Genomic DNA, 25,260 nt, shown 5'->3' with positions numbered 1-25,260 from the left:
CAGCCCGTCGCTCCTGCTCCAGCCTTGCCCCGGCGGGTCTCAGCCCGGGCTTTGGACGGGTTGTGCTCCGGGCCTTACAGTCAAGATATGAGCGAACCTGTGCCGCAGCAGCTTGCGGATCTCCTGGATGTGCTGGACCTGAGCGATGCGCACGGAGCCCGCACCGACGAGGACATCTTCATCGGGCCTTCCCAGGCGCGACCCAATCAGCGCGTTTTCGGCGGCCAGGTGCTGGCACAGTCGCTGATCGCCGGCGGACGCACCGTGCCGGAGGATCGGCCGGTTCATTCAATGCACGGATATTTTCTGCGTCCAGGAGATGACCAGCAGCACATCACCTTCGGGGTACAGCGGTTGCGCGACGGCCGCTCCTTCTCTGCCCGTCGCGTCCACGCCTACCAGAACGGTGTGCCGATCCTGTCGATGATCGCCTCCTTCCAGGTTCCCGATGTCGGTCTGGAGCATCAGGACACCATGCCAGAGGGCATTCCCGACCCCGAATCACTGCCGAGCACTGCGGATGAGCTGGGCGCCATCGACCACCCGATCGCCCGGTCCTGGGCGCAGCGTCCCTTCGACGTCCGTCACGTCGGCAGCAGCATCTACCTGGACGTCGACGGAGATCGGCGCCCCTACCAGGCCACCTGGATGAAGGCCATCGGTCCGCTGCCTGATGACCCCGCCCTGCATCGTGCAGCACTGGCCTTTGCGAGCGATTACACGCTCCTGGAGCCCTCCCTGCGTGCGCACGGGTTACCGTGGGCCACGCCCGGAATGTCGATTGCCAGTCTGGACCACGCCATGTGGTGGCATCGGTCGGTCCGGGTGGATGACTGGCTGCTCTATATCGCGGAGTCGCCCAGTGCCTCGGGTGCCCGCGGGCTGAGCCTGGGCAAGTTCTTCACGCGCGATGGCGTCCTAGTGGCCTCAGTGGCGCAGGAGGGCATGATTCGGGTTCCTGAGCAGATGGTCAACGCGTGAAAGAACAGTTAGCTCCGGCGCTTCAAGCCCGTTGGAGTCCGAGCACCTGGGATGCCAGCCACGAGCTCTCCGAACAGGAGCTTGAGTTGCTGCTTGAGGCAGCTCGATGGGCTCCCTCCGCTGGGAATTCTCAACCCTGGGCCTTCCTTCCCGCGCTCCGCAGTACCCAGAACCATGCCCGAATCCTGCCCTTTCTGGCACCCAGCTCTGCCATGTGGGCGCCTCAGGCGAGCGTGCTGTTCCTGGCGCTCCGACAAATCAGTGTCCAGGGCAGCGATCTGGAGTGCTCCGAATTTGCGCAGTACGATCTCGGCCAGGCGGTGGCGCACCTGACCATCCAGGCTCAGAGCATGGGCCTGCACAGCCGACAATTCCGGGCCTTCAATCTGGACGGACTGAGTGCAGAATTCGCGGTACCGGCGCATTGGGCCATCACCACCATGGTGGCAGTGGGCAGACTCCCAGCGGACGTCCTGCCCCATGCGGCCCGGAAGCCGGACGGCACGCTGATCCCCCGCGATCGGATGGCTGATATCAGGTTTACTTCACCCTTCAATCGCTGAGAGCCATCATGATCAGCGCCACCCACACTGTCACCATCGACCGGACACCGGCTGAGGTGTATGCCTTGCTGACCGACGGCCTGAACAATCCCCGATGCCGGGCTGGTGTTACCTCCATCGAGTTGGTCACCGGCGCAGCGGGATCGCTGGGAGCACGGTACGGACAGACCATGTCCGGACCGGGAGGGCGACCGATCCAGGGTGACGACGAGATCACTGCTGCGGAGCCAGGGCGGCGCCTCGCCTTCCAAGTGGTGGCTGGGCCAGCCAGACCGCAAGGAACCTACCGACTTGCGGCCAGCGGCAGCGGAACCCGGGCTGATCCTCGCTGACCCGACAGCGATCGCTCTCGACAACGGGATCAGCCCAGGCGCGCTCTGCTGCTCGGACGTGGCGGCCAGACGACCGGCCCTAGCTCCTCCATCCACTCATCCTTGCCTCCGGAATCGCCGGTGATCCTTAGGGCAAATCATTCCCGCGCGCCGCGACCCACAGCTGATACCACTGGGCGCGGGTCAGTTCCCGGGCCACCCGTGGCGCATCTGCACAGGCCACAATCCGCGCGATATTGGTCGTGCCGATCACCGGTGAAATCCGGGCCGGATGCCGCATCAACCAGCCCAGCACCACCGCCTCCGGGGTCGTCCCGTACGTCTGGGCCAGTTCAGCCACCATAGCGGTGGCCGCAGCCGTCGCCGGGTCGGCGTGCCTCGCTGCCGGATCACTGTACGCACCCTGAGCCAGGGGGCCATACGCCTGCAGCTCGACATCGTGCCTCTGGCAGTACTCCAGGGTTCCATGCGGGAAGTTGTGGTGCGGATCCTGCTCCCGGTTGAGCAGAATGCCGCTCTCCAGCCAGGCCCTGCGTCGCAGGCTCATCTCCAGCTGATCCGCCACGATCGGGGTCTCCAGGCTGTCCTGAAGGAACGCCATCTGAGCTGCCGACATATTGGATACCCCCAGCTGGCGAACCTTGCCCTCGTCCATCAGCTTTTTGATCGCCGCAGCGGTCTCGTGGACCTCCATCAGAGGATCCGGGCGGTGAAGCAGCAACACGTCGATGTAGTCCGTTCGCAGCCGTTGGAGACTGGCGTTGACCCGTTCCAGAATGCCCTCACGGCTGAGGTTGTACTGCGCAGAAAGGTTGTCCTCCCCAAGGCGGATACTGCATTTGGTCTGCAGCAGAATCGACTCGCGCAGCCCCGGGGTATGCGCCAGCACCTCCCCCAAAACCGCCTCAGATTTCCCTTCCCGGTAGATATCGGCGAGGTCGAACAGTTGCACTCCGATGCTTCTGGCTGCCGCTATCACCTCGGCCGCCTGATCGACCTCGGCCGCGCCGTATTCCGTGCCCGACCAGGGACCGCCCAGGCCCATGCACCCGTAGATCAGCCGCCCGGATTCCGGCGAGATGGGCAGTGGGGCAGACGGTGAGGAAGAAACATTCATGCCTCTACTCTGTCAGGATCTGTGCCATCGGCATAGCATGTGAGTGCTGCACCCAGTCAAACAGTTGTCCGGTCAAGGAGGACTCATGGGCACCCCGTTCCCGCCCGTCGTCGATCAGGCCCAGTGGAAGGAACAACTTGACGAGTTGCGCGTTCGGGAGAAGGCCGCGACCCGTGAACTTGACGCCATTGCGGCACAGCGACGACGCCTGCCGATGGTGGAGCTTCCCGACTACACCCTGGTGGGTCGGGATGGCGCTGTCCGTCTTGCCGAGATCTTCCAGGGAAAGTCCCAGCTGATCACCTATCACCACATGTGGAGCCCAGGGGCCGAGTGGCAATGTTCCGGATGCACCGGCTACACCGCTCAGTTCACCCGCCTTGAATTCCTGGAATCCTACGATGCGCGGTTTGTGATCGTCACCCAGGGCCCCATTGATGAAGCGCTCGCCTACCGGGAGAAGGTCGGGAATGTCATGGAGTGGTATTCCACGGCGAGCAGCTCATTCGGCGCCGATGTCGATGCCCCCGCGGGTGGGGGCTTTGCCATCAACGTCTTTCTGCGCGACGGCGACACCGTCTACCGCACCTGGCACACCAACGGCCGCGGCACCGAGCAGCTGACGCACACCTTCCCGCTGATCGACCTGTTGCCCTGGGGCAGACAGGAAGAATGGCAGGACTCGCCCGAGGGATGGCCACAGGACCCGACCTACGAGCGATGGACTGACTCAGCAACCATCGCGCGGCGTTACGGCCCCTCGTCACAGTGAGCACACGGAACACGCTGAGGCACGTCCCGCTTCAGGCGCGCCAGGCGCCCACCGGGTCAGCGAGGAAGCCTGAGAAGGCGAGCTCGGCCGCACCGATCATCATCAGATCTGCGCCCAGAGCTGCCCGGTGCACAGCAACTTCCAACCCTGGGCCATCCATCGCTGTAGCCTTCAGGGCTGCCTCCAGCTCACCAGGGGCCAGCGCCTCCAGCACGCCCAGGAATCCATCCAGCACGATGGACTCGGGATTGAAGACGTTGACTGCGTTCCGTAGCGCGATCTCCAGATAGGAGAGCTGCCGCTGGATTTCCCGGGCGACGGCCGCACCATCATGCGTCCTCAAAGCCTCCTCGAGGTGGACGGAATCACCGCTGACCACGCCCACCAGATCAAAGAGTCGGCTCTGAGTCACCTCGGTTTCCAGACAGCCCCTGGAGCCACAATGACAAGACCTCCCACCGCTGCGCACCAGGGTGTGCAGCCGCATCCGAGGCACCGGATCGCCAAACCGTCTGGACGGTGGACCCACCTTCTCCGGGGGCGAGGTCTTTCGCAGTGGTATGACCTACCGCCGCGGTTACGGCAAGATCTTCTTCTTCAGCCCCGGTGACCAGGACTACCCGGTTTATCATCATGAGCATGTGCGCAAAGTGATCGCCAACGGTGTGCAATGGGCCCGGACTCTGCGCCCCGAGCGTACCGATCCCGTGCTGCTGCGCTACGAGACCGAGAACTTCTACACCGGATTCGGCTACCAGGGAGCAATGCACTCGTGAACACGCTCACCACCACCTCGGATGCGGCGCTGCGCCTGATCCAGGCCGGCGCGGGTGGCATGGGCCGGAACTGGTTGCGGGTCATCGCTGCCAACCCCTCAGCAGAGTTGGTGGGGCTGGTGGACCTCAACACCGAGGTCGCCCGGGCCGCCGCCACTGAAGCAGGCTTCCCCGATCTACCGGTGGGGACCAGCGTCAGCGAGCTCGCGGCCGCTACCGGTGCCCAGGCCGTCATCAATGTCACCGTTCCGGTGGCGCATCATCCGGTCACCGTGGAAGCCCTCGCCGCAGGCCTGCCCGTTCTCTGTGAGAAACCGGCCGCCCCGACCGTGGCTCAGGCGCTCTCGCTGGCCGCGCATGCCGAAGCCACCGGGCAGCTGCTGATGATCAGTCAGTCCCGACGTTACTTCCGATCGCTGGAACAGCTGCGGGCCGTGGCGCGGGACCTTGGCACCGTGGGTGTCATCACCACGGAGTTCTTCAAGGCACCGCATTTCGGCGGCTTCCGTGAGGAGATGGATCATGTGCTGCTCGTGGACATGGCTATCCACCCTTTCGATGCCGTCCGCTACCTGAGTGGTCAGGAACCGGTCAGCGTGTACTGCGAGGAATACAACCCTGTCTGGAGCTGGTTCCGGGGCAACGCCGCGGCCAGTGCCATCTTCGAGTTCACCGGCGGCCTTCGGTATACGTACGCTGGATCCTGGTGCTCAGATGGCGAGGAAACCTCCTGGAACGGACGATGGCGGGTCAACGGCTCCGAGGGCACCGCACTGTGGGACGGTGTTGATGCGCCCACGGTTCAGCGTCGCGGGAAGGTGGCGGGAGTGGTGCCTGAGCCCTCCACCGAAGCCGAGGAAATCGCCGGTTCCCTAGAGGAATTTCTGAGTGCGCTCCGCACGGGCAGCACGCCATCCGGGGAGATCCATTCGAACATCTGGTCTCTGGCCATGGTGGAGGCCGCCGTGCTGTCTGCGGAAACAGGCTCCCGGGTGTTCCTGGACGATGTGATGACTGCCGCCTACCGGCAGGCTCTCGAGGCCGAGCGGGATCCCGCAGCCCGGGAGGCGCTTGAATCCTGGGGCTCAGCGACCAAGCGACTATCCGTACGGTAGCGCCCCTCCCACCTGAGTAGCAGAAGTTGCACGTGGAATCGTCTCTTCTACGTGCAACTTCCGATACTCAGTTGGAAGGGGACAGTACAACTCAGACGTAGGGCAGCACGAGTTCGCGGTAGCGTTCCTTCATGGTTTCCAGGGTCTGATTCCCGTCAGCATCCCAGATCTCCTGGTTAAAAATCTCCACCTCGATGTCCCCTGTGTACCCCGCCTCACGGACCCAGGTGGTGATCGTGGCAAAGTCGATGACGCCATCGCCCATCATGCCGCGCGAGAGCAGTGCATCAGCAGCGATCGGCAGAGTGAAATCGCAGACCTGATAGGAGGCGATGCGACGCTCCCGCCCAGCGCGTTCGATCTGCGCCTTCAGCTCCGGATCCCACCACACATGGAAGGTGTCGACGGCGATGCCCACGGCCTCAGGCGCATAGGGCGCCGCCAGGTCCAGAGACTGGCCGAGGGTTGAAATCAGTGCCCGGTCCGCCGCATACATCGGGTGCAGCGGTTCCAACACCAGCCGGACGCCGTGGTCGACGGCGAAGGGCACCAGTTCGGCCAGCCGATCCGCGACTCGCTGGCGGGCAGCGACGATGTCCTTCTCCCCCAGCGCCAGACCTCCTACCACCAGGAACAACTCAGTGGCATCCAGTACCTCCGCTTCCAGGATGGCCGCCCGGTTATCAGCCAGCGCAGCCGCCTGGCCTTCGGCATCCGCCGCTGTCAGGAAGCCCCCACGGCACAGCGAGGAGACGCGAAGCCCGGCCTCTTTGATCATCCCGGCGGCTTCGTGGAGACCAGCCTCGGCCACCCTGTCCCTCCAGGGGCCGATCGCCGGGATCCCGGCTCTCACGCACCCCTCCACCGCTTCGGCCAGGGTCCACTTCTTGGTGGTGGCACTGTTCAGGGACAGACGATTGAGATCACTCACAAAACCACTCCGTTCACGGCAAGGAAACCAGACATCCGTGCCGCTGCAAGCTCCGGATCGAGCAAGAGTCCCGCCTGATCTGCGAGCTCAAAGGTACGGCTCAGATGCAGCACCGACCGTCCGCACTGCAGTCCGCCGACCATCTGAAAGCCAGGCTGCTTGCCATTGAGCCAGGACAGGAACGCAATGCCGGTCTTGTAGTAGAAGGTCGGTGCACTGAAGATGTGCTTACCCAGTTCCTGAGTCGAGTCCAGGATGGTGCGTGCCGTGGCTGGGTCACCGGCATCGTAGCTTTGCAGCGCTACCGATGCAGCCGGATAGATCGCGGCAAAGATGCCCAGCAGAGCGTCCGAATGCCGACCGTCCGCACCCTCGATCAGCTCGGGATAGTTGAAATCATCCCCGGTATAGAGCCGGATCCCCTCGGGCAGAGCAGCCCGCAGAGCCACCTCATGAGCGGCGTCCAGCAGCGAAACCTTGACGCCATCCACTGCCGATGCATGCTCACGGATGAGATCCAGGAAGGTCTGGGTGGCCTCGTCAACGTCCTCCGAACCCCAGTAACCCGCCAGAGCAGGGTCGAACATCGTCCCCAGCCAGTGCAGAATCACGGGCTGGTCCACCTCGTTGAGCAGCGTGGAGTACACCTGAAGGTAATCTTCCGGGCCGCGGGCCACCTGGGCCAGGGCACGCGAGGCCATCAGGATGACTTTCGGTCCAGCCTCGGCGACGATGGCGATCTGCTCGCGATAGGCGTCCAACACCGCCTGGATTCCGGCGACCCCTTCGGGAAGAGTTGCGAGATCCAGCTGATCGGTTCCCGCGCCGCAGGAGACCAGATCGCGCACGGTCTTGCCTGCCGTGGCCGGCCGTTCGGAGGCGACCACCGAGGCGGCCTCGATTCCGGTGCGCTTGATCAGTTCCTGGGTGGCAGCCCAGTCCAGGCCCATGCCGCGCTGCGCCGTGTCCATGGCATCGGCCACCCCGAGCCCGTAGGACCACAGTTCGTGCCGGTACGCCAGAGTGGCATCCCAGTCCAGCTGTGCCGGCGCACCAGGCGTGTTGTCAGCGATCACGATCGGAATCACATGGGCCGCAGCGTAGGCACGCCGCGCGGTCAGCGGCGCGCCTGGCGTTGACCAGCCGGTGGTCGCCTGCATCTGGTAAGGGCGCGTCGTGCCATCAGGTTGAGGAAGAAGAAGCGAGGTCATCAGAGCACGATCTCCGGAATGTCGAGAGTGCGACGCTCCGCTGAGGACTGCAGACCGAGTTCCGCCAGCTGAACCCCGCGAGCTGCGGAGAGCAGGCCGAAGCGGTGCTCACGACCAGCCACCACATCGCGCAGGAATTCCTCCCACTGCAGTTTGAAGCCATTGTCAAGATCCGCGTTGGCTGGCACCTCGGCCCACTGTTCGCGGAAGGGCTCGGTGACCGGAAGATCCGGATTCCAGACCGGCTTCGGCGTGTTGGCCCGCTGCTGAGAGACACACTTGCGCAGGCCGGCCACCGCCGAACCATGCGTGCCATCCACCTGGAATTCCACCAGTTCGTCGCGATAGACGCGCACTGCCCAGGAGGAATTGATCTGGCCCACCACCTCGTCGCCGCCGGGAGTTTCGAGCTCAAAGATGCCGTAGGCGGCGTCATCGGCGGTGGCCTTGTACTCGTTGCCCGCCTCGTCCCAGCGCGCCGGGATGTGGGTGGCTGTCTTGGCGTTCACGCTCTTGACGGTGCCGATGATGCCTTCCAGAACATAGTTCCAGTGGCAGAACATGTCCGTGGTCATGCCGCCTCCGTCTTCCTTGCGGTAGTTCCAGGAGGGCCGCTGGGCGGGCTGAACATCGCCTTCAAAGACCCAGTATCCGAATTCGCCGCGAATGGACAGGATGCGGCCGAAGAAGCCTTCGTCCACCAGGCGACGGAGCTTGACCAGGCCAGGCAGATACAACTTGTCATGCACCACACCGGCCGTGACCCCGGTTTCCTGGCCGATACGGGCCAGCTCGATGGCCTCTTCCAGCGTCTCCGCGGTGGGCTTCTCGGTGAAGATGTGCTTGCCGTTGCGCATGGCCTTCTTGAGCGTTGCTGCGCGCAGGCTGGTCATCGAGGCGTCGAAGACCACGTCGACGGTCGGATCGGCGATGACGGCGTCCAGATCGGTGGACCACTCAGCGACGTTGTGCTTCTCCGCAAGCTCACGGATCTTCACCTCATTGCGACCCACCAGGATGGGCTCCACCTGCACTCTGGTGCCGTCCTCGAGCAGGAAGCCCCCGGCATCCCGGATGGGCAGAATGGAACGCAGCAAATGCTGACGGTAGCCCATCCGGCCGGTAATGCCGTTCATGGCGATCCGGATCGTCTGTGGTTCGAAACCCATATCTCTTCTTTCAGGTGGTCGTCAATGATTCCTGGGGCGCTCCCGACCGGTCGGAAAGCGCATTCCAACGCCCTCTATCATTCCCTGCCCCGGGTCGATTGGCAAGCGCTTTCCATGACATTCCTGCCATAATGTTCCAGGGACCGCCGGCAGAAAGGACCTTCGGATGGCTGCAAGCACACTCGCAGAAGTGGCAAAGCTGGCGGGAGTATCCCCCGCGACAGCCTCCCGCGTACTCAACGGTTCTGCACGCACCCCCGGGCAGGAGGTATCGGAGCGGGTCCGAGCTGCAGCGCAGGCCCTGGGCTATGTGGCCAACGCTCAGGCGCAGGCGCTGGCCCGATCCAGCACCCGCCTCATTGGCCTCATCGTGCATGACATTGCCGATCCCTACTTCTCCGCTATCGCGCGCGGCGTGCAGGCTGCAGCAAGGACAGGGCAGCGCACCGTCATGCTGGCGACGACCGATGGAACGCCAGCTGAAGAGCAGCAGGCTGCCGCCGCTTTCGTTGCGCGACGCGCTGAAGCGATCGTGATCGTTGGCTCACGCTCCACCAGGGAAGAGGACAAGGAAGCCAATGCGATGCTGGCCGCAGAGCTGGACCGCTATCTGAGCAACGGCGGGCAGCTGGGTGTGGTGGGGCACCCTCTTGTAGGTCTGGGAGCAGCCCAGAACAGCTCCGTTCTGCAAGTTCCCAACGAGGAGCTCGCGCGCGAACTGGCCATCACCCTGGCATCACATATTCTTGCCGCCAGCCGCCAGGGTCGCTTCATCCTGGTGGGCGGCCCGGCAGATCTGACCACCTCCGATGATCGCCTCGGAGGCTTCCAGCAAGGACTGGCCTCAGCCGGCATCACGGCAGAGCAGATCCTGCGCGTTCCCTTCAGCCGGCGCGGGGGTCACCAGGCCGGGGAGCGCATCGCGGAGTTGATTCTCGAGGGCGCCTCAGACACCGATCCGCACAGCACCGTGCCGTGCATCTTTGCGGCGAACGACGTGATGGCGATCGGAGTGGCGGCAGCGCTGCGCGAGCGAGGTCTCAGAATCCCACGGGACACCCTGCTTGCCGGATTCGACGACATCGAATGGCTTCAGGACGTCCGACCGGCTCTGACCACCGTGCGCCTGCCCCTGGAAGACATCGGCCGACAGGTGACACTCAGAGCTCTGGCTGGCGAGGCGAGCACCCCCGAGGACGGGCCCGAGGAAACCGCATCGATCGATTCACTGCGCGGCCGGATCATTCTGCGTCGCAGCACCAGCCTCAGTACCTGATATTTTCATTACCCACCCAAGACCTAAGGAGAACCCGTGTCTATTGTTGTCACCGCCATCTTCACCCCGCAGGAAGGTGCCTTTGAGCAGGTGGCTCAAGTCCTCGCCCCGGCCATTGCAGAGGTTCACCAGGAGCCCGGCTGCCTGCTCTATGCCATTCACGAGGCGCCCAATGGTCAGATCGTCATGATTGAAAAATGGGAGTCCGCAGAGTTGCTCGACACCCATGGCGCAGGGTCCGCCGTCTCGCGCCTCAACGCCTCCCTGGAAGGTCTGCTGGCCAGGCCCGTTGAAGTCACCCGTCTGGTGCCGATTCCCGCCGGAACCGCTGAGCAGGGCAGCCTCTGATTCTGACTGGGAATTGATTGTTCAACAAAACCTTGCTGAATTGTTGAACAACATCTTATGATGTGAGTCACGTGATGCCGTGACGGGTGCCACGGAAAGCCGTCACGGACCATCAGGTCCCCGTGGAAATGGACTCACATGCTCGTACTCATCGGGGTACTGCTGGTGATCATCGGATTCGCCATTCGCCTCAACCCTCTCATCGTTGTCACTGTCGCTGGCATCGTCACCGCACTCCTGGGTGGCATGAATCCGGTCCAGATCCTGGAGGCCTTCGGGACCGGATTCGCCAGCAGCCGTTCGGTCACCGTCTTCGTCGCGGTACTGCCACTGATTGGCATCATTGAATACTTTGGCCTGCAGGACCAGGCTAAGAGCCTGATCAGTAAGCTGGCCCGGCTCACCGCTGGTCGCGTCCTGCTGGCCTATCTGGTGATCCGCCAGCTCACCGCAGCGGTCGGGCTGACCAGCATCGGCGGCCATGCCCAGACGGTGCGTCCGCTGGTGTATCCCATGGCCGAAGGTGCCGCCATGCGCCGCTATGGATACGTCCCGGAAAAGATCAAGGAACGCATCAAAGGGCAGTCCGCGGCAGCCGACAACGTCGGTGTTTTCTTCGGAGAAGACGTTTTCGTCGCCGTGGGATCCATCCTGCTGATCACCACCTTCGTCGATACCACCTATCACCTGCAGTTGGAACCGCTGCAGCTGGCGCTCTGGGCTATCCCGACCGCGATTGCCGCTCTGCTGATCCACGGGTTCCGGCTACTGCGCCTGGACAAACAGCTGGACAGGCACTATGCCGCCCTGAGCGGCAAGGACCTCTCAGAGGAAGTCGGGCGTGCCCTGTGATCAACGTCGAAGCCGTCTACTGGTTCATCGGAATCCTGTTCATCGCCTGGGCGACCCTGATCGCCCGCGACGCCAACCACCGGCATCGCCTCGGCAGCGCAGCCTTCTGGGGTCTGTTGGGTCTCTGTTTCTTCTACGGAACCTGGGTCCAGGCAGGAAAGGCTCCGGCATGGATCCTCGGAGTTGCTGTTCTGCTTCTGGTGGCCCTGGCCGCCAGCGGACAACTCTCGGATGGAAAAGCCAGGTCCTCCACACCTGCCGAGCGAGTGGCTTATGCGGCCCGCTTTGGCAATAAACTCTTCATCCCCGCCTTGCTGTTACCCGTACTGACCGTGGCTCTGGTGCTCGCCGCCCCGGTGCTCGCAATCGGTGGAAAACCACTGCTGGACCCCAAGAACACCACCCTGGTGGCACTGACCATCTCTGCGATCATCGCGGCTGTGGTCGCCGTCGTCATCCTCAAGCCGAAAAACAAGCTCACTCCGGTGCTGGAGAGCCGCAGGATTCTGGAGTCCATCGGCTGGGCGGCGCTGCTGCCCCAGATGCTCTCCACCCTGGGAATCCTGTTCACCACCGCCGGAGTCGGTACCGCCGTGGGGCACCTCACCGAAGCTTTGATGCCCAAAGGGTCGCTGCTGGCAGCCGTCATCGTCTACTGCATCGGTCTTTTCGTCTTCACGGTGCTGATGGGTAACGGATTCGCTGCGTTCCCGATCATGACAGCCGCCATCGGCTGGCCTGTCCTGGTCCAGCAATTCCATGGCAATCCGTCCGTCGTGTTCGCCATCGGCATGCTGGCCGGATTCTGCGGAACCCTCTGCACCCCAATGGCGGCGAACTTCAATCTAGTCCCAGCGGCACTGCTGGAGATGAAGAACCGCTATGGCGTGATCGCGGCTCAGATCGGCACAGCGCTACCGCTTCTGGTAGTCAATGTGGCCCTCATGTACTTCCTGGCATTTTAGAAAGGCCCTCTATGGCAGACCTCCTGTTTCCCGACGCCGCCCAGCATTGCGCCGAGGTAGTCCTGGACAATCTTGGCCGTGACTACCCGCACTCCTCACACCATGTGGAGCGGTCTGCGGATGATCTCCACACGCCTGCGGAGCTTCACCCGGCTTTCCACACCTCCTTCGACTGGCATTCCTGCGTGCATATGCACTGGTTGGGGGCCAGCGTTCTGGAGGCTGTTCATCGTGGCGAGGCCGTTCTGACCGCGCCCACCGAACAGTCGCTCCGTGCTGCACTGGGCAACAACCTCACCGCCGCAAAGCTCGCCGTGGAGGCGGAATACCTCGTGGCTCGCCCCTCCTGGGAACGCCCCTATGGCTGGGCCTGGCTCATGCGGCTGGCCGCCACCTGCCACGAGGCGCAGGACCCGCAGCTGCAGGAATGGGGACAGAATCTGAGCGGATGCGTTGACACAGTGGCCTCTCTGGTTCAGGCCTGGACCGCCACGGTGGATCATCCGGTCCGGCACGGCCTTCATTCCAATTCGGCCTTCGGGCTGGCTTATCTGGTGACCGCGTTCCGAGCTCTGGGTCGCTCCGAGGCCGCCGTATCCTGCGAGCAGGCCGCCCTGCGCTGGTTTGCCGCGGACCGGGCCTGGGCCACCGAATGGGAGCTCAGCGGTCAGGACTTTCTCTCTGCTGGCCTGAGCGAAGCGGATCTTATGCAGCGTGTGCTGCCCGCAGATCAGTTCGCCGCCTGGCTGGAAGCATTCTTCCCCGGACTGGACGCCGCCTCGCGGATGCTCGCCACGGTAGGCGTGGTTGACGAGACAGATGGCCATATGGTCCACCTGCATGGCCTGAACCTCACCCGCGCCGGGCAGCTGATCCGCGTGAGCGCGGCGCTACCAGCCGGGAACGCGGCCGATGGCGACGGCTTGCGCCCAGTGCTGGAGGGCGCCATCGGCCCTCTCTTCCAGGCCGGAATGCACGGTCTGGACAGTGGCGACTTCATGTCCACCCACTGGCTGGCCAGCTTCGCCTGGGATGCCCTGGAGTGCGCCCACCGACGGGTTTCCTGAGGAAACGAGTAGGGTGGGGCAGTGACTTCTGATGCTGTCCTGGCCGGCCTAAGGCGCGAGGCCCGCGCCATGCATGCGGAGACGGCCCAATGGGTGGCCGCTGCGCTCCGGCAACGAATTGCCAACGGCGAGCTGACGCCCGGAACCAAGCTGCCCGAGGAGGCGTTCCGCGAGGCTCTGGGCGTCTCGCGGAACACGCTGCGCGAGGCGTTCGTCACCCTGAACGCTGAACGCGTCGTGAACAGGATTCCGAACCGTGGAGTGTTCGTCGCCCATCCCACGGCCGATGACGTCCGCGAAATTTACCGGGTCCGTAAACTGCTGGAACCGGCCTCAATCCTCTGGGCGCCCCAGATCGATGTTGATCACCTCACCGCGATTGTCGGCAAGGGGCGGGCTGCCGTGACGGTGGGAGATGTGCCAGGTATGGCCAGTGCCAATCAGGAGTTTCACCGGGCGGTGATGGCCAGTTCGGGCAGCAACCGGCTGGACGCTCTGATGGAGCAGGTACTGGCGGAAATGCGCCTGGTATTCGCTGCCATGGGCTGGGATCCACGTTTTCACGCGCCCTATGTCGAGGGTAATGAGCGCATTGTGGACCTACTCGCCGCAGGCCAGAGGGGTGAGGCTGCCGAGTACCTGACAGAGTACCTCAGCCAGGCCGAGGAACAACTGGTAAAGGCCGTAGGAGACACGGCTGCGGTGCGGTCCTGAGTCCAGAGACCGGTGACAAACTGAGTTTAAGTTCCGGCAGCCCGAGGTTTTGGGTGTTGGATGCAAATGTCCTGGATCTGGCGCATAGCGACTTTTCACACCGTGGTCTACAGCTGGTTGATGGCGAAGTGTCATTGCCCAGGTATCGGCAGAACTGGGCTGCCCTCGCCGCGGCGCTTTGCGCACCCAGTGAGCACTTCCGCATAGTCGCAAGGCACTGTGCGGAAGTGGACAGTCGGTGCCTGCAGGCTGCGAGCAATGTCGGTGGCTGATGGTTCTGGAAGCGGATGGTAGTACGGCGTTCGATATGCGGGTTCGATTCCCGTCGCCCGCATCGCGCGAGGGCCGGGTTTAGGTTCCGGGGCAGCCCCAGGACTTGGGGTTTTGGGTGCAGGTGTCGTGGACTTGGCGGATCACGGCTTTCCAAACCATCAACGTGACCTGATTGGTCGCGAAGTGTCCCTGCCCAGGGATGGGCAGGACCGGGCCACCATTCACTGTGTAGGTGCCGGTGAACGTCGTGGAGACACTCGCCGTGTAGTCGAGGGTGTCCTGGTACACGTGACTGGTCGGTGTCGGGGTGTGACCCACATAGTCATCTTTGAGGGTGTAACCCGGACTGGCTTGGGGTCCTTGACTGGTCCCGTCACCGTAACTGAACGTGTAAGCGACGGGGGTCGCCTCAATGTGAACCTTCTGACCCAACAGGGTTAGGTCGAACACTTGCTTCGAAGCAGTAACGGTGAAGTTGGTGTCCCATCCTTTGATCGTGTGCGGACCAGGCTGAGACACCAGGGTCCCACCGCTAATGGGTTGCTTAGCGAACTCCGCCTGAATCTGAGCCGCGATCTGTTCCAGAATGTCCTGAGGTTTCTGGTCGTACACACAGGTCGGGGTACCCACTTTCTGCCAATCAGGCGGCGTAACCATGGCCAAAGTCCTCAACCACTGCACATAAGTGCCGTTGGTCCCGGCCGTGCAGTTCGACTTCAGCTGGGACTGGCAGAACGCATTCGCATCACCACTACTCTGCGTATCCGCCTGACAGAGCACATCAAACCGGTAGCTGTACATTGATGTCGGGCTGATGGCAGTCGAGTTAGTCCACATTCCGGTACCTGGAACTTGAAGATAGCTGGAGGTACCTTCCCTGTCCCATAGAACATCCGCGAGCGCGGATCCGGAACCAACCAGAACTAGGAAGAATCCGAGTAGGCAAGCGGTAAGTGCCCTCAAGAGCTGCCGACTGATCATCCGATTTTTCCGATGTCGCTTGTCGTCCACCGATGATCGGCATACGCGGCATTGAATATGCCCCCAAGAGCGGTACTCTCGGGCGCTGTACGCTCTACGACGCCACCCGCTTTGAGAAGGGTCGCTGACGCCAGGTTGAACTGCACTACCGCCTGATAGGACCCGTTGGGCGCAACCGCAAAATTCTTGATGTAAATAGTCGTGGGAGTCAGCTCGCCACCCATCACCCAATTCTTAGCCTGATACCAAGCCTTGATGTCCGTGAACTGCCCCTGGCAGTAGATACACGTTCCGGACGTGATCGCCTCCGCCAGAGAAGTGTCGCCGGTTGCCGTCCCGTAGTTATATGCGTCGTACCAGTACTTCGCGAAGGCTTTGAGGCCTTCGGCGGAGAACTCATCCGCCAGAGCAGGCTTCACCGGCTTCGGCACGTTCTGCGCCGGACCGTTTTGGTCTGCTGGTTTGTAGGGTGCTGCGGCTACGGTGGTGGTCGCTGTTGTCGAAGCTGATGGAGAAGCAGTGGAGGACACCGGCGCCGAGGCCGGTGATGACGTTGCGGGTTCGGATCCGCCAGAGCATCCGGCTAGCAAACCCAGGACCACCATCAGTGCCACCACGGCGCCTGCGCGCTGCCGGGAACCAGCCGTCATCGAACGTTTCCTCGCCACATCACGCTTCGCGGTACGTCGTTGCGTTCCTGCCATCGGGGCCACCTTCCGGGTTAGCCCATTGGATGGTCAACTGGGCTGAGTCCACCCTACGGTCACATCAGAGCAAAATGACAGCCCTCACACAGAAATGTGGATAAGTTGCCAGGTCGCCTCACCGCAGGGTGGCCAGGACCTCCCCCGCGTTCACCGTCGCCCCGGCCTGCACCAGTTGCTCGCCCAGCACGCCAGCCCGGGGCGCGTTCACGGTGGTCTCCATTTTCATCGCCTCCACCACCAGAAGCGGTTCGCCCGCCGCCACCCTCGCCCCGCTGTCCACCAGCCACTTCACCACCGTCCCCGCCATACTGGCCCGGATGGCGGCATCGTCGGCATCGTGCGCCTTGTCCTGCAGTCCAGGTTCGCGCAATCCGCTACCGCCCCAGCCCTGAAGCAGGTCCTCCGGCAGCCCCAGCACCACGCGCTTGCCGTCTACCTCAATGTTCAACGTATGGCGCCCGATCTCCGGCGCCACCGGGCTGAACTCCGGATCAGCGGCAAACTTCTCAGGCCCCATAGCGGGCTCCGACTCGATCCACGTGGTGTAGACATCCAGCCGGTCTTCCGCGCAGAAATCAGCCTGCTCCAGCACGGCACGGTGGAACGGCAGAACACTCGCCACCCCCTGGATCCGGAATTCCCGCAGCGCCCGCCGCGCGCGTCGGATGGCCTGTTGCCGGTCCGCCCCGGTCACCACCAGTTTGGCCATCAGCGAATCGAACTGCCCAGGAACCAGCGATCCGGAACGCACTCCGGAATCCACTCGGACTCCCGGCCCGGACGGCGCCTCAAAAACCGTGACGACCCCAGGTGACGGAAGGAAACCGCGGCCCGGATCCTCCGCGTTGATCCGGAACTCCAGGGAATGCCCCCTCGGCTTGGGATCCTCCGTCACAGCCAGCGGCTCCCCCGCGGCCACCAGCAGTTGCGCCACCACCAGATCCAGCCCGGACGTCTCCTCCGTGACTGGGTGCTCCACTTGAAGACGGGTATTGACCTCCAGAAAACTGAGGGTTCCGGAGGCATCCAGCAGATACTCCACCGTCCCGACACCGACATACCCAGCCTCCCGACAGATGGCCTTCGCCGAAGCGTGAACCCGCCGCCGCTGTTCCGGGCTGAGAAACGGGGCCGGGGCTTCCTCGACCAGCTTCTGGTGACGGCGCTGAAGCGAGCAGTCGCGTGTCCCCACCACCACGATCCCGCCATGTGCATCGGCCAGCACCTGCGCTTCCACGTGACGCGGTCGGTCCAGGAATTTCTCAACAAAACACTCCTCCCGGCCAAAAGCAGCCAGGGATTCGCGCACGGCGGAGTCGAAGCTTTCCTCAATCTCGTCCAGACGGCGGACCACCTTCATGCCACGCCCGCCACCGCCGAAAGCCGCTTTAATCACGATCGGGAGCCCATGCTCCTGGGCAAAGGCGCGGATCTCCTCGGGCGAGGACACCGGCCCGTCGCTGCCAGGGGCAAGAGGAGCCCCGGCCCTGACGGCCACTGCCCGGGCACTGACTTTGTCCCCCAGTAGCCGGATGGTCTCCGGCGACGGCCCCACCCAGATCAGACCCGCGTCCATCACCGCTTGGGCGAAGTCTGCATTTTCCGAGAGAAATCCGTAACCCGGATGAACCGCATCGGCCCCACTGCGGCGGGCCAGTTCCAGGATCTTCTGCTGATCGAGATACGTCTCCCCCGCACTGGAACCACCCAGGGCGTACGCCTCTGTCGCCGCACTGACGTGGAGCGCCTCGGCATCCTGATCCGCATACACGGCCACGCTCTGTACACCGATATCCGCGCAGGCACGGGCGACCCGCACCGCGATCTCACCACGGTTCGCGATCAGTACCTTATGCAAAGTTGTGGTCATGGTGACTTCCTCGGCTGTGCTTAACGGTACGGGTGCTGACGTCGATCAAGCCGACATCGGAGGGCTTGAACTCCACGGGTGCCGCAACCGGCACAAAACGGATCGATTCGCCGGGGCGGAGCTGGGCCGCCCGGTCGAGATCCGCCTCCACCACCACGGCAATCACGGGATAGCCTCCCGTCACCGGATGGTCGGCAAGAAACAGCGTGGGCTGGCCAGACGGCGAGACCTGCAGAGCTCCGCGCACCGTACCCTCACTGGCCAACTCCCCCGGGCGTATGCGCTCCAGTGGACGCCCCGACAACCGAATACCGATGCGATTGGACTGCGGGGTGACGGTCCAGTCCTGCTCCAGTAAGTCCTGCCAGGCCCGGCCACTGAACCAGTCCTCCCGCGGGCCCGGGACCACCCTCAGAGTCACGATCTGCGAGCCAGGCGTGCCCCGGAGCGGCACCTCGGGAAAACCCACACTCTGGCCCGACACGATGGGCAGAACCTCCAACTGGCTGCCTACAGCCAGGATCTGAGGTCCGATGCCGGACATGGTGTCGGTGGAGCGACTGCCCAGGACGGCTGGCCCGCCGAGTCCGCCACGGACGGCCAGATAGCTGCGCAGACCAGAGGTCGGCTGGCCCAGTGTCAGACGCTCCCCCGCCAACAGCGCAAAGGGTGCTGCGACATTCGGAGTGCGCGGAGTAAAGGGGCGCGGAGCAGCTGAAGCACGGCCCAGTCCAAGCGAATCGGCAGGCTCTCCCGTGATGGTCAGCGGAACCGGCGCACCGGCCACAGCCAGCACCTGATCGCTCAACGCTTCCAGTACCAGTCCGCCATTGAGGACCTCCACACCTGCCGCGTCCTCGGCATTACCCACCACCCGATTGGCCTGGCGGAGCGATGCTCGGTCCATGGCGCCTGCGGCGCTGACGCCCAGGGCTGCGATACCGGGTCGACCCAGATCCTGAATCGTGCTCTGCAGCCCGGTACCACGCACCAGCAGCCCGGTGGCAGGTACGTCAGTTTCCGCCGTGGCGCGGACGGCATCGAGCCCCACCCCCGCGCCCTCCCGGCGGAGCGCAGCCTGAGCCCGTACTGCCTCAAATCGCACCGTATCACCCGGGCGAATCAGCGCGGGCTGCTCCCGGTCCAGATCCCACAGCACAGCGTCGCTGCGGCCGATCAGTTGCCACCCTCCGGGCGATTGCCGGGGATAAATCGCAGAATACTGGCCGCCCAGGGCCACCGAGCCAGCCGGCACCGCAGTCCGGGAGGTGGCGTGACGAGGAACCTCCAGCCGGTCATCCTCACCGCGCAGATAAGCGAACCCCGGAGCAAATCCGATGAACGCCGCCGTCCAGATCTGACCGGTGTGCGCTGCAATCACCGCCTCGCGCGCCAGGCCGAGGAGATCGCTCACCTCGTCCAGGTCTTCACCGTCATACACCACCGGCACCAGAACCGATCCACCGCGCGCCTCTGGCGGTGAGGAGAGGTCCATCGTGCGTAGCGCGGTCAACAGAGAGGGCAACGATTCCGGGGAATCCGCGGTGATCAGCACGGTCTGAGCTGCCGCGACCACATCGCGCTGCCCCTGCTGCGGCGCCTCCTGGAGCTGTGCCTGAAGGCTCAGTACGGCCTTCAACGAGGACAGTTCCACCAGGAGAGCATGGTCACCGGCTGCACGGATACTGACCAGCGCACCGGCGCCCTTCTGATCAGGTGTGTCCGTCATGGCGAGACAAAACTGCGGACAGTGATACCGGCCGCTTCGAGCGCCCGGCGGAGCGCAGCCGCCATCGCCACGGCATCCGGCGAATCTCCATGAATGCAGATGCTCTCTGCCTCGACCGGCACCAGGCTGCCATCAACAGCCTCCACCACCCCGTCCCGGGCAATCCGCAGCCCCTGCTCCACGGCTCGCGCCTCGTGCAGCACAGCACCGGGTTCGCTGCGCGGCACCAGGGTGCCATCAGCGCGGTATGCGCGGTCGGCAAAGGCCTCCCTGACCGTGCGGAGCCCGGCGCTACGGCCGAGTCGCTCCACCGCAGAATTCGGCAGGACGACCAGCGGCAACCCCGGGTCCACGGCCAGAATCGCCTCCACCACAGCCTGGGCCTGCGCCTCATGATGGACGATGGTGTTGTACAGCGCGCCGTGGGGTTTGACATACCGCACCTCGGTCCCGGCAGCCCGGGCGAGTGCCTGTACGGCACCGATCTGATAGACCAGATCCGCGGTCAACTCAGTCGGCAAGACGTCCAGGAAGCGGCGGCCGAATCCTGCCAGATCCCGGTAGCCGGGGTGAGCACCCACGACGGCGGAGGCCTGCACTGCAGTGCGACAGGTTGCCAATATGCCGCTCGGGTCGCCTGCGTGAAACCCGCAGGCCACGTTCGCACTCGTGGCAGAGCGCAGGACGGCGGCATCGTCACCCAGGCTCCAGTGCCCAAAGGACTCGCCCACATCGCTGTTAAGGTCGATCCGCTTCGTGGTTCCGGCCGCTGTCGACGTCGTCATGAGTCAAGGATGCCGCACTCCTGCAAATTGTTCAACAATCTTTGGTGAGAGACTCCCGGTTACCCGCCAGGGAGACTTCCAGCCGGAGGTCATCCGCTAGAGATCGGCGAGCGCCAGCGCAGGGTTTTCGATCGCGTCGGCGACGTACCTGAGGAATCCCGCGGCAGTCTCGTCATCGCAGACCCAGTGATCAAACACCGGAGTCAGCTCCGCGATTTTTCGGACGACCAGCTGTCCGCCCAGCACTCAGGGTCGGTCAAGGATCCTGCCCAGACCCAGCATGGCCACCTCGGGGAAGTTGATGATCGCCGCGGACCCGTCGATGCCGAACCAGCTCAGGCGCTCGGTCAGCTCGTCGTCGTCAAACAGCTCATCCCCCGAGGGGCCTGCCTTGCGCATCCCGGCATTGAGCCCAGTACGTCACGGACTGCTGTGTCAAAGACTTGCATGAAAGACTGAGGACCATGTCCAGCACTACTCGTGCCACGGTTTCCGCCTCTGGCGTCAAACGCGGCCGTCCCGGCTACGACCAGCAGTCCGTGCTGTGCATCGCGGTGGATGTCTTCAACAAGCACGGGTATGAAGCAACCTCGATGGGCATCCTGGCGGAGAATCTGGGCATCTCCAAGTCGGCGATTTACCATCATGTTCCCTCCAAGGAAGACCTCCTGCGCCTTGCCGTGGAGGAGGCGCTGGGCAGTCTGGAGAGCATCCTGACCCGCGATGGCGCCACCACCGGCCCGGCGGACGCCCGGCTTGAGTTTGTGGTACGAGGGACCATTGCCGCCCTGGCGGACAAGCTCCCCTTCGTGACACTGCTTCTGCGATTGCGTGGCAACACCGTCATGGAACGCGAAGCCATGGGCCGCCGCCGCGACTTCGACCGGGCGGTCGCCCAGCTCGTGGCCGCCGCCCAGGAGGAGGGCACTCTGCGCACCGATGTCGACCCGCGCACGATCACCCGCCTGCTCTTCGGAACCATCAACTCCATGGTCGAGTGGTACAAGCCGGGTGGCCCGATCTCCGCCAGCCAGCTGGCCGATAACGTCATCGCCATCGCGTTCCAGGGCCTGCACCGCTGACTTACCTCGCGTACGTAGTGTCTTCCTTCTCCACCAGCGTCAGGACATCGTAGCGGGCTACGATCTCGCCGTTCTGGTTGGCGATGACTGCGTCCCGGCAGACCTCGCCGTACTCGTCGGTGGTGCGCGGGGTGATCGCGCTCATCCCTGAGGCACACAGTCGATTGACCGTAACACCGGGAATCTGCAGGGGAAGACCCGCAAGAAGCGTAGCCATCCGGGCCACGTTCCGATGCTCTTCCCCGGCACCGTTCGCGTTGCCCAGAATGACCTCGTCAATGGCCCCGGGAACCACACCAGCCCGGTCCACGGCCTCTCACACGACCAGAGCGGCCAGATCATAGGGCTATCGGCGCATTACCGACCGTTCGTTCTCTGACGATGTCATGGACTCTGCCGCCGATCAATCACGCGACGCATCAGTACTCAGCTGAACAGCTTGTTCTGCGGTTCGCGGTGTTTGACCTTCTGCCACCCAAGCCAGAGAACCAGAGCAAAGAACGGGATCGTCGCCAGGGTCCACAGGCCCAGCGGGAACACCTCTCCCGTGCTGCTGGTCATCGTGTCGAAGCCGATCAGCACCGTGATCGCCAGCAGTGCCACGAGTCCGGCCCAACTGGTCCAGGGCGAGCCGGGCATCGGCAGGCTGGACACCAGGCCCTTCTTCTTCCGCAGAGCGATCTGGCTGGCAAAAATGGTTCCCCAGGTGAAGATCACCCCGATCGACGCGGTGTTCAGCGCGAGGTCGAAGGCATGGGAGCCTCCCAGCCAGATGTTGAGCAGAATACCCACCAGATACACGGCTCCGATGGCGAGAATCGCCGCATAGGGAACGTGCCGGCTGGACATCCGGGTCAGCCAGTGGGGGGCATGCCCGTTGTTGGCCATCGTGCGGAAGATCCGGCCAATCGAGTAGAGACCCGAGTTACAGGAGGACAACGCAGCGGTGATGACAATCATGTTCATCACATCTCCCATCCAGCCGAGCCCCATCTGTCCGAAGACGGTGACAAAAGGAGAGGTCCCTGCCTTGTACTGGTCGGAGGGAAGCAGCATGGCCAGTAGCGTCACCGAGCCGACATAGAACACCACGATCCGCAGTACCACGGCCCGGATGGCTTTGGGAACTTCCCGCTCCGGATTCTCCATCTCCCCAGCCGTAATACCCACCAGCTCAATGGCGTTGTAGGCGAAGATCACCGCGTTGAGCACCAGAATCATGACCAGCGCACCGTGCGGGAACATGCCGCCATCGGCAGCGAAAAGGTTACCTGCCGAAGCGTGCCCGGCACCGACCTGAGCGTTGGTCACCACCATGACGGTGCCCACGACCAGGAAGATCAGGATTGCCGCCACCTTGAGGCAGGATGCCCAGAACTCGAATTCGCCGAAGGCTTTGACGCTGAACAGGTTCACCGCCACCAGCAGCAGGAGCGCGGCAATCGCCGAGATCTCCACCGGAACCTTCGGGAAGAAGAACTGGAAATACAGACCGATGGCGATCAGCTCCGCAATGCCGGTCATGGCCCAGTTGATGAAGTACATCCAGCCGGAAAGGTAGGCACCTTTCTTGCCGAACAGTTCCCCGGCGTAGCTCACAAAGGAGCCCGAAGTCTGCCGGTACATGATCAGTTCGCCCAGCGCGCGCATGAGCAAATAAGCGATCAGCCCTGCGATGGCATAAGAGAAGATCAGCGCGGGCCCGGTGGATGCGAGGCGCCCACCGGCGCCCATGAACAGGCCGACGCCGATGGCACCACCCATCGCAATCATGGTCACCTGCCGCTTGCCGAGCGTCTTCTGGTATCCCTCGGCGCTGAGGGCCCCGGCGCTGTGGGTCCCCGCAGAGAGGGCGGCTGGGGGGGTGGCGCTCGGCGCCTGGGTATCCGGTTGGAGGTCGGTGGTGTTGTGTGAAGGCACAGCTGTTCCTTGGAAGTCGGGGGAAACCCACCCGTTCTGCCAGCTCAGTTTCAGCGGTGCGATTCGGCGAATCAGCGTTATGGCACGAAGAATCAACCACGAAACAGAAGAAGCATCGAAGGTAAGTCCGGCAAAGCCATGCTATCCGAAATGACGGAAAACAGTGATCTGCGCAACACAACGCGGCCGCGCGGTGCGGTGATCCCGCGGTGATACTGTCGCAACGATGGCTTTTTCTCCCGCATCCGCTACGCCCGCCACCTTCAGCCCGGAACGCTGGAATCCGCGCCTGGCACTTCTGGTCGCCGCCACCTTTTTCATGGAGTTCCTCGACGGCACCGTGCTGACGACTGCCATCCCGAGCATCTCCAACGATTTCCGCGTCCCTGCCGCAGCGGTCAACATCACGATGACGGCCTACCTGATGACGGTGGCCATGGGCATCCCGTTGGGAGCCTGGCTGGCGGACCGGTGGGGGCGTCGTCGGATCTTCGTCCTCGCCATCGCCGTATTCACCCTTGCATCTCTGCTCTGCGCCCTGAGCACGGATCTGACCACGCTGACGCTGAGCCGCATTCTGCAAGGAATAGGCGGTGCCATGATGGTTCCGGTGGGTAGCCTGGCTGTGCTCCGTAGTACACCGAAGGCGGAACTCCTCAAAGCCACCGCCTACCTGGTCTGGCCCGGACTGTTGGCCCCGGTGCTGGCCCCACTGCTCGGCGGAGCGATCACCACCTACCTGAGCTGGCACTGGATCTTCCTGATCAACGTGCCGCTGGGCGTCATCGCGTTTCTTGCAGCGCTCCGCCTCGTGCCCCGCGCACCCGGTGATCACGAGCGGAGCCTCGACTGGCCGGGGCTGGTGCTGACCACGCTCGGAGTGGGCGCCGTCGTCGTCGGCCTGGAGCTGCTCAGCAGTCACCCCGAGAACCCGGCGGCCTGGCTCAGTCTCACCGGGGGCGTCGTGACCCTGGGCGCAGCGGTGATCTGGATGCGACGGGCCGCCCGGCCGCTGTTCGATCTCAGTGTCTTCAACACCCGCACCTTCCGTGCCACCAGCACCGGCGGTTTCATCTACCGTCTGACGATCAGCGCCGTACCTTTTCTGCTCCCCCTGATGTTCCAGCAGGGCTTCGGCTGGAATCCGCTGCACGCAGGCTTCATGGTCGCAGCAGTATTCATCGGCAATATCGCGATCAAACCGGCCACCACTCCCCTGATTCGCGCCTTCGGCTTCAAGGCGGTGCTGGTCTTCGCCTCGCTGGCCTCTGCCGCCACTTTCGTGCTGTGTGCCTTCCTCTCTCCACAGACACCCGAGGTGTGGACGTTCATCCTTCTGGTGGCCAGCGGCGCCTTCCGGTCGATTGGATTCTCCGCCTATGCCTCCATTCAGTACGCCGATATTGAACCCGAGCGGATGACCAGCGCCAACGCTGTCTCGGCAACTCTGGTGCAGCTTGCCGCCGGAGCAGGCATCGCGGTGGCTGCGCTCCTGCTGCGGCTTCTCGACCCAGGATCCTGGTGGGGAAGCCTCTGGGCTGCGGCAACCGGCACTGCCCCGGGAAGCAGCCAGGGCAGCGACCCGGCCCTGGCCTATCGCGGAACGTTCCTGGCCATCGCCGTGCTGATTCTGCTCAGCACCCTGGACAGCCTTGCACTACCCCGGCAGGCCGGTGCTTCCGTCAGCGCCAAATCCTCGCGATGAAAGCCGCCACCGAAGAGGC

24 protein-coding genes and 3 pseudogenes are annotated in these 25,260 nt (G+C 63.7%); 14 read left to right on the top strand and 13 right to left on the bottom strand.

From position 1 onward, the window contains the following. The first annotated feature begins 87 nt into the window (after positions 1-87). From QQM37_RS01545 to QQM37_RS01535, 3 genes are read left to right on the top strand one after another with little or no spacing between them, the layout of a single operon-like run. Complete coding sequence (locus QQM37_RS01545; protein WP_285724333.1) at positions 88-981, top strand: acyl-CoA thioesterase; 894 nt, start codon at positions 88-90, stop codon at positions 979-981. Then, positions 978-1,544, top strand: coding sequence for a nitroreductase family protein (locus tag QQM37_RS01540; RefSeq protein WP_285724332.1), 567 nt, complete (start codon positions 978-980; stop codon positions 1,542-1,544). Before QQM37_RS01545 ends, QQM37_RS01540 begins: the two co-directional genes overlap by 4 nt. Positions 1,545-1,552: 8 nt before the next feature. Then, positions 1,553-1,876 carry an SRPBCC family protein gene (locus tag QQM37_RS01535; RefSeq protein ID WP_285724331.1) on the top strand — a complete coding sequence of 108 codons (324 nt, stop codon included), beginning with the start codon at positions 1,553-1,555 and terminating at the stop codon, positions 1,874-1,876. 127 nt (positions 1,877-2,003) lie between these two features. Here QQM37_RS01535 and QQM37_RS01530 read toward each other — a convergent pair whose 3' ends face one another. Then, positions 2,004-2,993, bottom strand: a complete 990-nt coding sequence (locus QQM37_RS01530; RefSeq protein WP_285724330.1) for an aldo/keto reductase — start codon at positions 2,991-2,993, stop codon at positions 2,004-2,006. An 85-nt stretch (positions 2,994-3,078) separates the two neighbouring features. On the opposite strand from QQM37_RS01530, the gene QQM37_RS01525 reads away from it, so the two are divergent. Then, entirely contained in the window at positions 3,079-3,765 is a 687-nt protein-coding gene (locus QQM37_RS01525; protein WP_285724329.1) for a DUF899 domain-containing protein, read from the top strand. A gap of 31 nt (positions 3,766-3,796) precedes the next feature. Here QQM37_RS01525 and QQM37_RS01520 read toward each other — a convergent pair whose 3' ends face one another. Then, positions 3,797-4,252, bottom strand: coding sequence for an ROK family protein (locus QQM37_RS01520; RefSeq protein WP_285724328.1), 456 nt, complete (start codon positions 4,250-4,252; stop codon positions 3,797-3,799). Positions 4,253-4,292: 40 nt separating this feature from the next. Here QQM37_RS01520 and QQM37_RS01515 point away from each other — a divergent pair. Both QQM37_RS01515 and QQM37_RS01510 read left to right on the top strand, forming a co-directional pair. Continuing rightward, positions 4,293-4,541 (top strand): annotated as a pseudogene (locus QQM37_RS01515) (ThuA domain-containing protein); the annotation flags it as partial. After that, positions 4,538-5,656 (top strand): Gfo/Idh/MocA family protein, encoded by a 1,119-nt coding sequence (locus QQM37_RS01510; protein WP_285724327.1) that lies wholly within the window; start codon positions 4,538-4,540, stop codon positions 5,654-5,656. The pseudogene QQM37_RS01515 and the gene QQM37_RS01510, both read left to right, overlap by 4 nt. 91 nt (positions 5,657-5,747) lie before the next feature. Here the strand turns inward: QQM37_RS01510 and QQM37_RS01505 are convergent, their stop codons facing one another. Genes QQM37_RS01505 through QQM37_RS01495 form a run of 3 tightly spaced genes read right to left on the bottom strand, consistent with a single transcriptional unit; the run spans position 5,748 to position 8,967 of the window. Next, on the bottom strand, positions 5,748-6,587 hold the full coding sequence (locus QQM37_RS01505) for a sugar phosphate isomerase/epimerase family protein (RefSeq protein WP_285724326.1): 840 nt from the start codon (positions 6,585-6,587) through the stop codon (positions 5,748-5,750). Beyond that, the gene (locus QQM37_RS01500) at positions 6,584-7,798 is read right to left on the bottom strand and encodes a dihydrodipicolinate synthase family protein (protein WP_285724325.1); all 1,215 of its coding nucleotides are present in this window, start codon (positions 7,796-7,798) and stop codon (positions 6,584-6,586) included. The genes QQM37_RS01505 and QQM37_RS01500 overlap by 4 nt, the downstream gene beginning before the upstream one ends. Beyond that, positions 7,798-8,967: a Gfo/Idh/MocA family protein gene (locus QQM37_RS01495; protein ID WP_285724324.1), complete on the bottom strand. Its 1,170-nt coding sequence runs from the start codon at positions 8,965-8,967 to the stop codon at positions 7,798-7,800. Before QQM37_RS01495 ends, QQM37_RS01500 begins: the two co-directional genes overlap by 1 nt. A 166-nt stretch (positions 8,968-9,133) precedes the next feature. On the opposite strand from QQM37_RS01495, the gene QQM37_RS01490 reads away from it, so the two are divergent. The 6 genes from QQM37_RS01490 (at position 9,134) to QQM37_RS01465 (ending at position 14,189) form a co-directional block, all read left to right on the top strand. Continuing rightward, a complete protein-coding gene (locus QQM37_RS01490; RefSeq protein WP_285724323.1) occupies positions 9,134-10,243 on the top strand; it encodes a LacI family DNA-binding transcriptional regulator in 1,110 nt (369 codons plus the stop codon). 36 nt (positions 10,244-10,279) lie between these two features. Further along, a complete protein-coding gene (locus QQM37_RS01485) occupies positions 10,280-10,591 on the top strand; it encodes a putative quinol monooxygenase (RefSeq protein ID WP_285724322.1) in 312 nt (103 codons plus the stop codon). A gap of 138 nt (positions 10,592-10,729) precedes the next feature. Beyond that, positions 10,730-11,443, top strand: coding sequence for a DUF969 domain-containing protein (locus tag QQM37_RS01480; protein WP_285724321.1), 714 nt, complete (start codon positions 10,730-10,732; stop codon positions 11,441-11,443). Further along, positions 11,440-12,408: a DUF979 domain-containing protein gene (locus QQM37_RS01475; protein WP_285724319.1), complete on the top strand. Its 969-nt coding sequence runs from the start codon at positions 11,440-11,442 to the stop codon at positions 12,406-12,408. Before QQM37_RS01480 ends, QQM37_RS01475 begins: the two co-directional genes overlap by 4 nt. 11 nt (positions 12,409-12,419) lie before the next feature. Continuing rightward, positions 12,420-13,475 carry a DUF2891 family protein gene (locus tag QQM37_RS01470; RefSeq protein ID WP_285724317.1) on the top strand — a complete coding sequence of 352 codons (1,056 nt, stop codon included), beginning with the start codon at positions 12,420-12,422 and terminating at the stop codon, positions 13,473-13,475. A gap of 21 nt (positions 13,476-13,496) precedes the next feature. Further along, positions 13,497-14,189, top strand: a complete 693-nt coding sequence (locus QQM37_RS01465; protein WP_285724314.1) for a GntR family transcriptional regulator — start codon at positions 13,497-13,499, stop codon at positions 14,187-14,189. 351 nt (positions 14,190-14,540) lie between these two features. On the opposite strand, the gene QQM37_RS01460 is transcribed toward QQM37_RS01465, so the two are convergent. The 6 genes and pseudogenes from QQM37_RS01460 to QQM37_RS01435 form a co-directional block, all read right to left on the bottom strand. Next, entirely contained in the window at positions 14,541-15,119 is a 579-nt protein-coding gene (locus QQM37_RS01460; RefSeq protein ID WP_285724312.1) for a hypothetical protein, read from the bottom strand. Between the two features lie 320 nt (positions 15,120-15,439). Then, positions 15,440-16,147 carry a DUF6318 family protein gene (locus tag QQM37_RS01455; protein ID WP_285724310.1) on the bottom strand — a complete coding sequence of 236 codons (708 nt, stop codon included), beginning with the start codon at positions 16,145-16,147 and terminating at the stop codon, positions 15,440-15,442. Positions 16,148-16,265: 118 nt separating this feature from the next. Next, complete coding sequence (locus QQM37_RS01450; RefSeq protein ID WP_285724562.1) at positions 16,266-18,008, bottom strand: acetyl/propionyl/methylcrotonyl-CoA carboxylase subunit alpha; 1,743 nt, start codon at positions 18,006-18,008, stop codon at positions 16,266-16,268. Continuing rightward, entirely contained in the window at positions 18,001-19,749 is a 1,749-nt protein-coding gene (locus QQM37_RS01445; protein WP_285724309.1) for a 5-oxoprolinase subunit B/C family protein, read from the bottom strand. The genes QQM37_RS01450 and QQM37_RS01445 overlap by 8 nt, the downstream gene beginning before the upstream one ends. Beyond that, positions 19,746-20,534: a LamB/YcsF family protein gene (locus tag QQM37_RS01440; protein ID WP_285724307.1), complete on the bottom strand. Its 789-nt coding sequence runs from the start codon at positions 20,532-20,534 to the stop codon at positions 19,746-19,748. The genes QQM37_RS01445 and QQM37_RS01440 overlap by 4 nt, the downstream gene beginning before the upstream one ends. A 96-nt stretch (positions 20,535-20,630) precedes the next feature. After that, positions 20,631-20,864 (bottom strand): annotated as a pseudogene (locus tag QQM37_RS01435) (2-oxo acid dehydrogenase subunit E2); the annotation flags it as partial. 134 nt (positions 20,865-20,998) lie between these two features. Between QQM37_RS01435 and QQM37_RS01430 the strand changes: the two are divergent. After that, entirely contained in the window at positions 20,999-21,616 is a 618-nt protein-coding gene (locus QQM37_RS01430; protein WP_285724306.1) for a TetR/AcrR family transcriptional regulator, read from the top strand. A 133-nt stretch (positions 21,617-21,749) separates the two neighbouring features. Here QQM37_RS01430 and QQM37_RS01425 read toward each other — a convergent pair. After that, positions 21,750-21,962 (bottom strand): annotated as a pseudogene (locus QQM37_RS01425) (thiolase family protein); the annotation flags it as partial. An 80-nt stretch (positions 21,963-22,042) separates the two neighbouring features. Further along, a complete protein-coding gene (locus QQM37_RS01420) occupies positions 22,043-23,536 on the bottom strand; it encodes an amino acid permease (protein ID WP_285724304.1) in 1,494 nt (497 codons plus the stop codon). Positions 23,537-23,762: 226 nt separating this feature from the next. On the opposite strand from QQM37_RS01420, the gene QQM37_RS01415 reads away from it, so the two are divergent. Further along, positions 23,763-25,241 (top strand): MFS transporter, encoded by a 1,479-nt coding sequence (locus QQM37_RS01415; protein ID WP_285724302.1) that lies wholly within the window; start codon positions 23,763-23,765, stop codon positions 25,239-25,241. Positions 25,242-25,260 lie beyond the last annotated feature (19 nt).

Source organism: Psychromicrobium xiongbiense, assembly GCF_030271165.1.
Lineage (GTDB): Bacteria > Actinomycetota > Actinomycetes > Actinomycetales > Micrococcaceae > Renibacterium > Renibacterium xiongbiense.
The sequence above is the reverse complement of the archived record's forward strand: the minus strand, read 5'-3'. Positions and strand labels throughout refer to the sequence as shown.

Excerpts from the sequence above, each read along its gene's own strand:
- QQM37_RS01440 (WP_285724307.1), bottom strand. The coding sequence starts at position 20,534 with ATGACGACGTCGACAGCGGCCGGAACCACGAAGCGGATCGACCTTAAC.
- QQM37_RS01455 (WP_285724310.1), bottom strand. The coding sequence starts at position 16,147 with ATGGCAGGAACGCAACGACGTACCGCGAAGCGTGATGTGGCGAGGAAA.
- QQM37_RS01530 (WP_285724330.1), bottom strand. The coding sequence starts at position 2,993 with ATGAATGTTTCTTCCTCACCGTCTGCCCCACTGCCCATCTCGCCGGAA.
- QQM37_RS01545 (WP_285724333.1), top strand. The coding sequence starts at position 88 with ATGAGCGAACCTGTGCCGCAGCAGCTTGCGGATCTCCTGGATGTGCTG.
- QQM37_RS01525 (WP_285724329.1), top strand. The coding sequence starts at position 3,079 with ATGGGCACCCCGTTCCCGCCCGTCGTCGATCAGGCCCAGTGGAAGGAA.
- QQM37_RS01445 (WP_285724309.1), bottom strand. The coding sequence starts at position 19,749 with ATGACGGACACACCTGATCAGAAGGGCGCCGGTGCGCTGGTCAGTATC.
- QQM37_RS01470 (WP_285724317.1), top strand. The coding sequence starts at position 12,420 with ATGGCAGACCTCCTGTTTCCCGACGCCGCCCAGCATTGCGCCGAGGTA.
- QQM37_RS01520 (WP_285724328.1), bottom strand. The coding sequence starts at position 4,252 with ATGCGGCTGCACACCCTGGTGCGCAGCGGTGGGAGGTCTTGTCATTGT.
- QQM37_RS01415 (WP_285724302.1), top strand. The coding sequence starts at position 23,763 with ATGGCTTTTTCTCCCGCATCCGCTACGCCCGCCACCTTCAGCCCGGAA.
- QQM37_RS01500 (WP_285724325.1), bottom strand. The coding sequence starts at position 7,798 with ATGACCTCGCTTCTTCTTCCTCAACCTGATGGCACGACGCGCCCTTAC.
- QQM37_RS01430 (WP_285724306.1), top strand. The coding sequence starts at position 20,999 with ATGTCCAGCACTACTCGTGCCACGGTTTCCGCCTCTGGCGTCAAACGC.
- QQM37_RS01490 (WP_285724323.1), top strand. The coding sequence starts at position 9,134 with ATGGCTGCAAGCACACTCGCAGAAGTGGCAAAGCTGGCGGGAGTATCC.
- QQM37_RS01495 (WP_285724324.1), bottom strand. The coding sequence starts at position 8,967 with ATGGGTTTCGAACCACAGACGATCCGGATCGCCATGAACGGCATTACC.
- QQM37_RS01480 (WP_285724321.1), top strand. The coding sequence starts at position 10,730 with ATGCTCGTACTCATCGGGGTACTGCTGGTGATCATCGGATTCGCCATT.
- QQM37_RS01535 (WP_285724331.1), top strand. The coding sequence starts at position 1,553 with ATGATCAGCGCCACCCACACTGTCACCATCGACCGGACACCGGCTGAG.
- QQM37_RS01460 (WP_285724312.1), bottom strand. The coding sequence starts at position 15,119 with ATGGTTACGCCGCCTGATTGGCAGAAAGTGGGTACCCCGACCTGTGTG.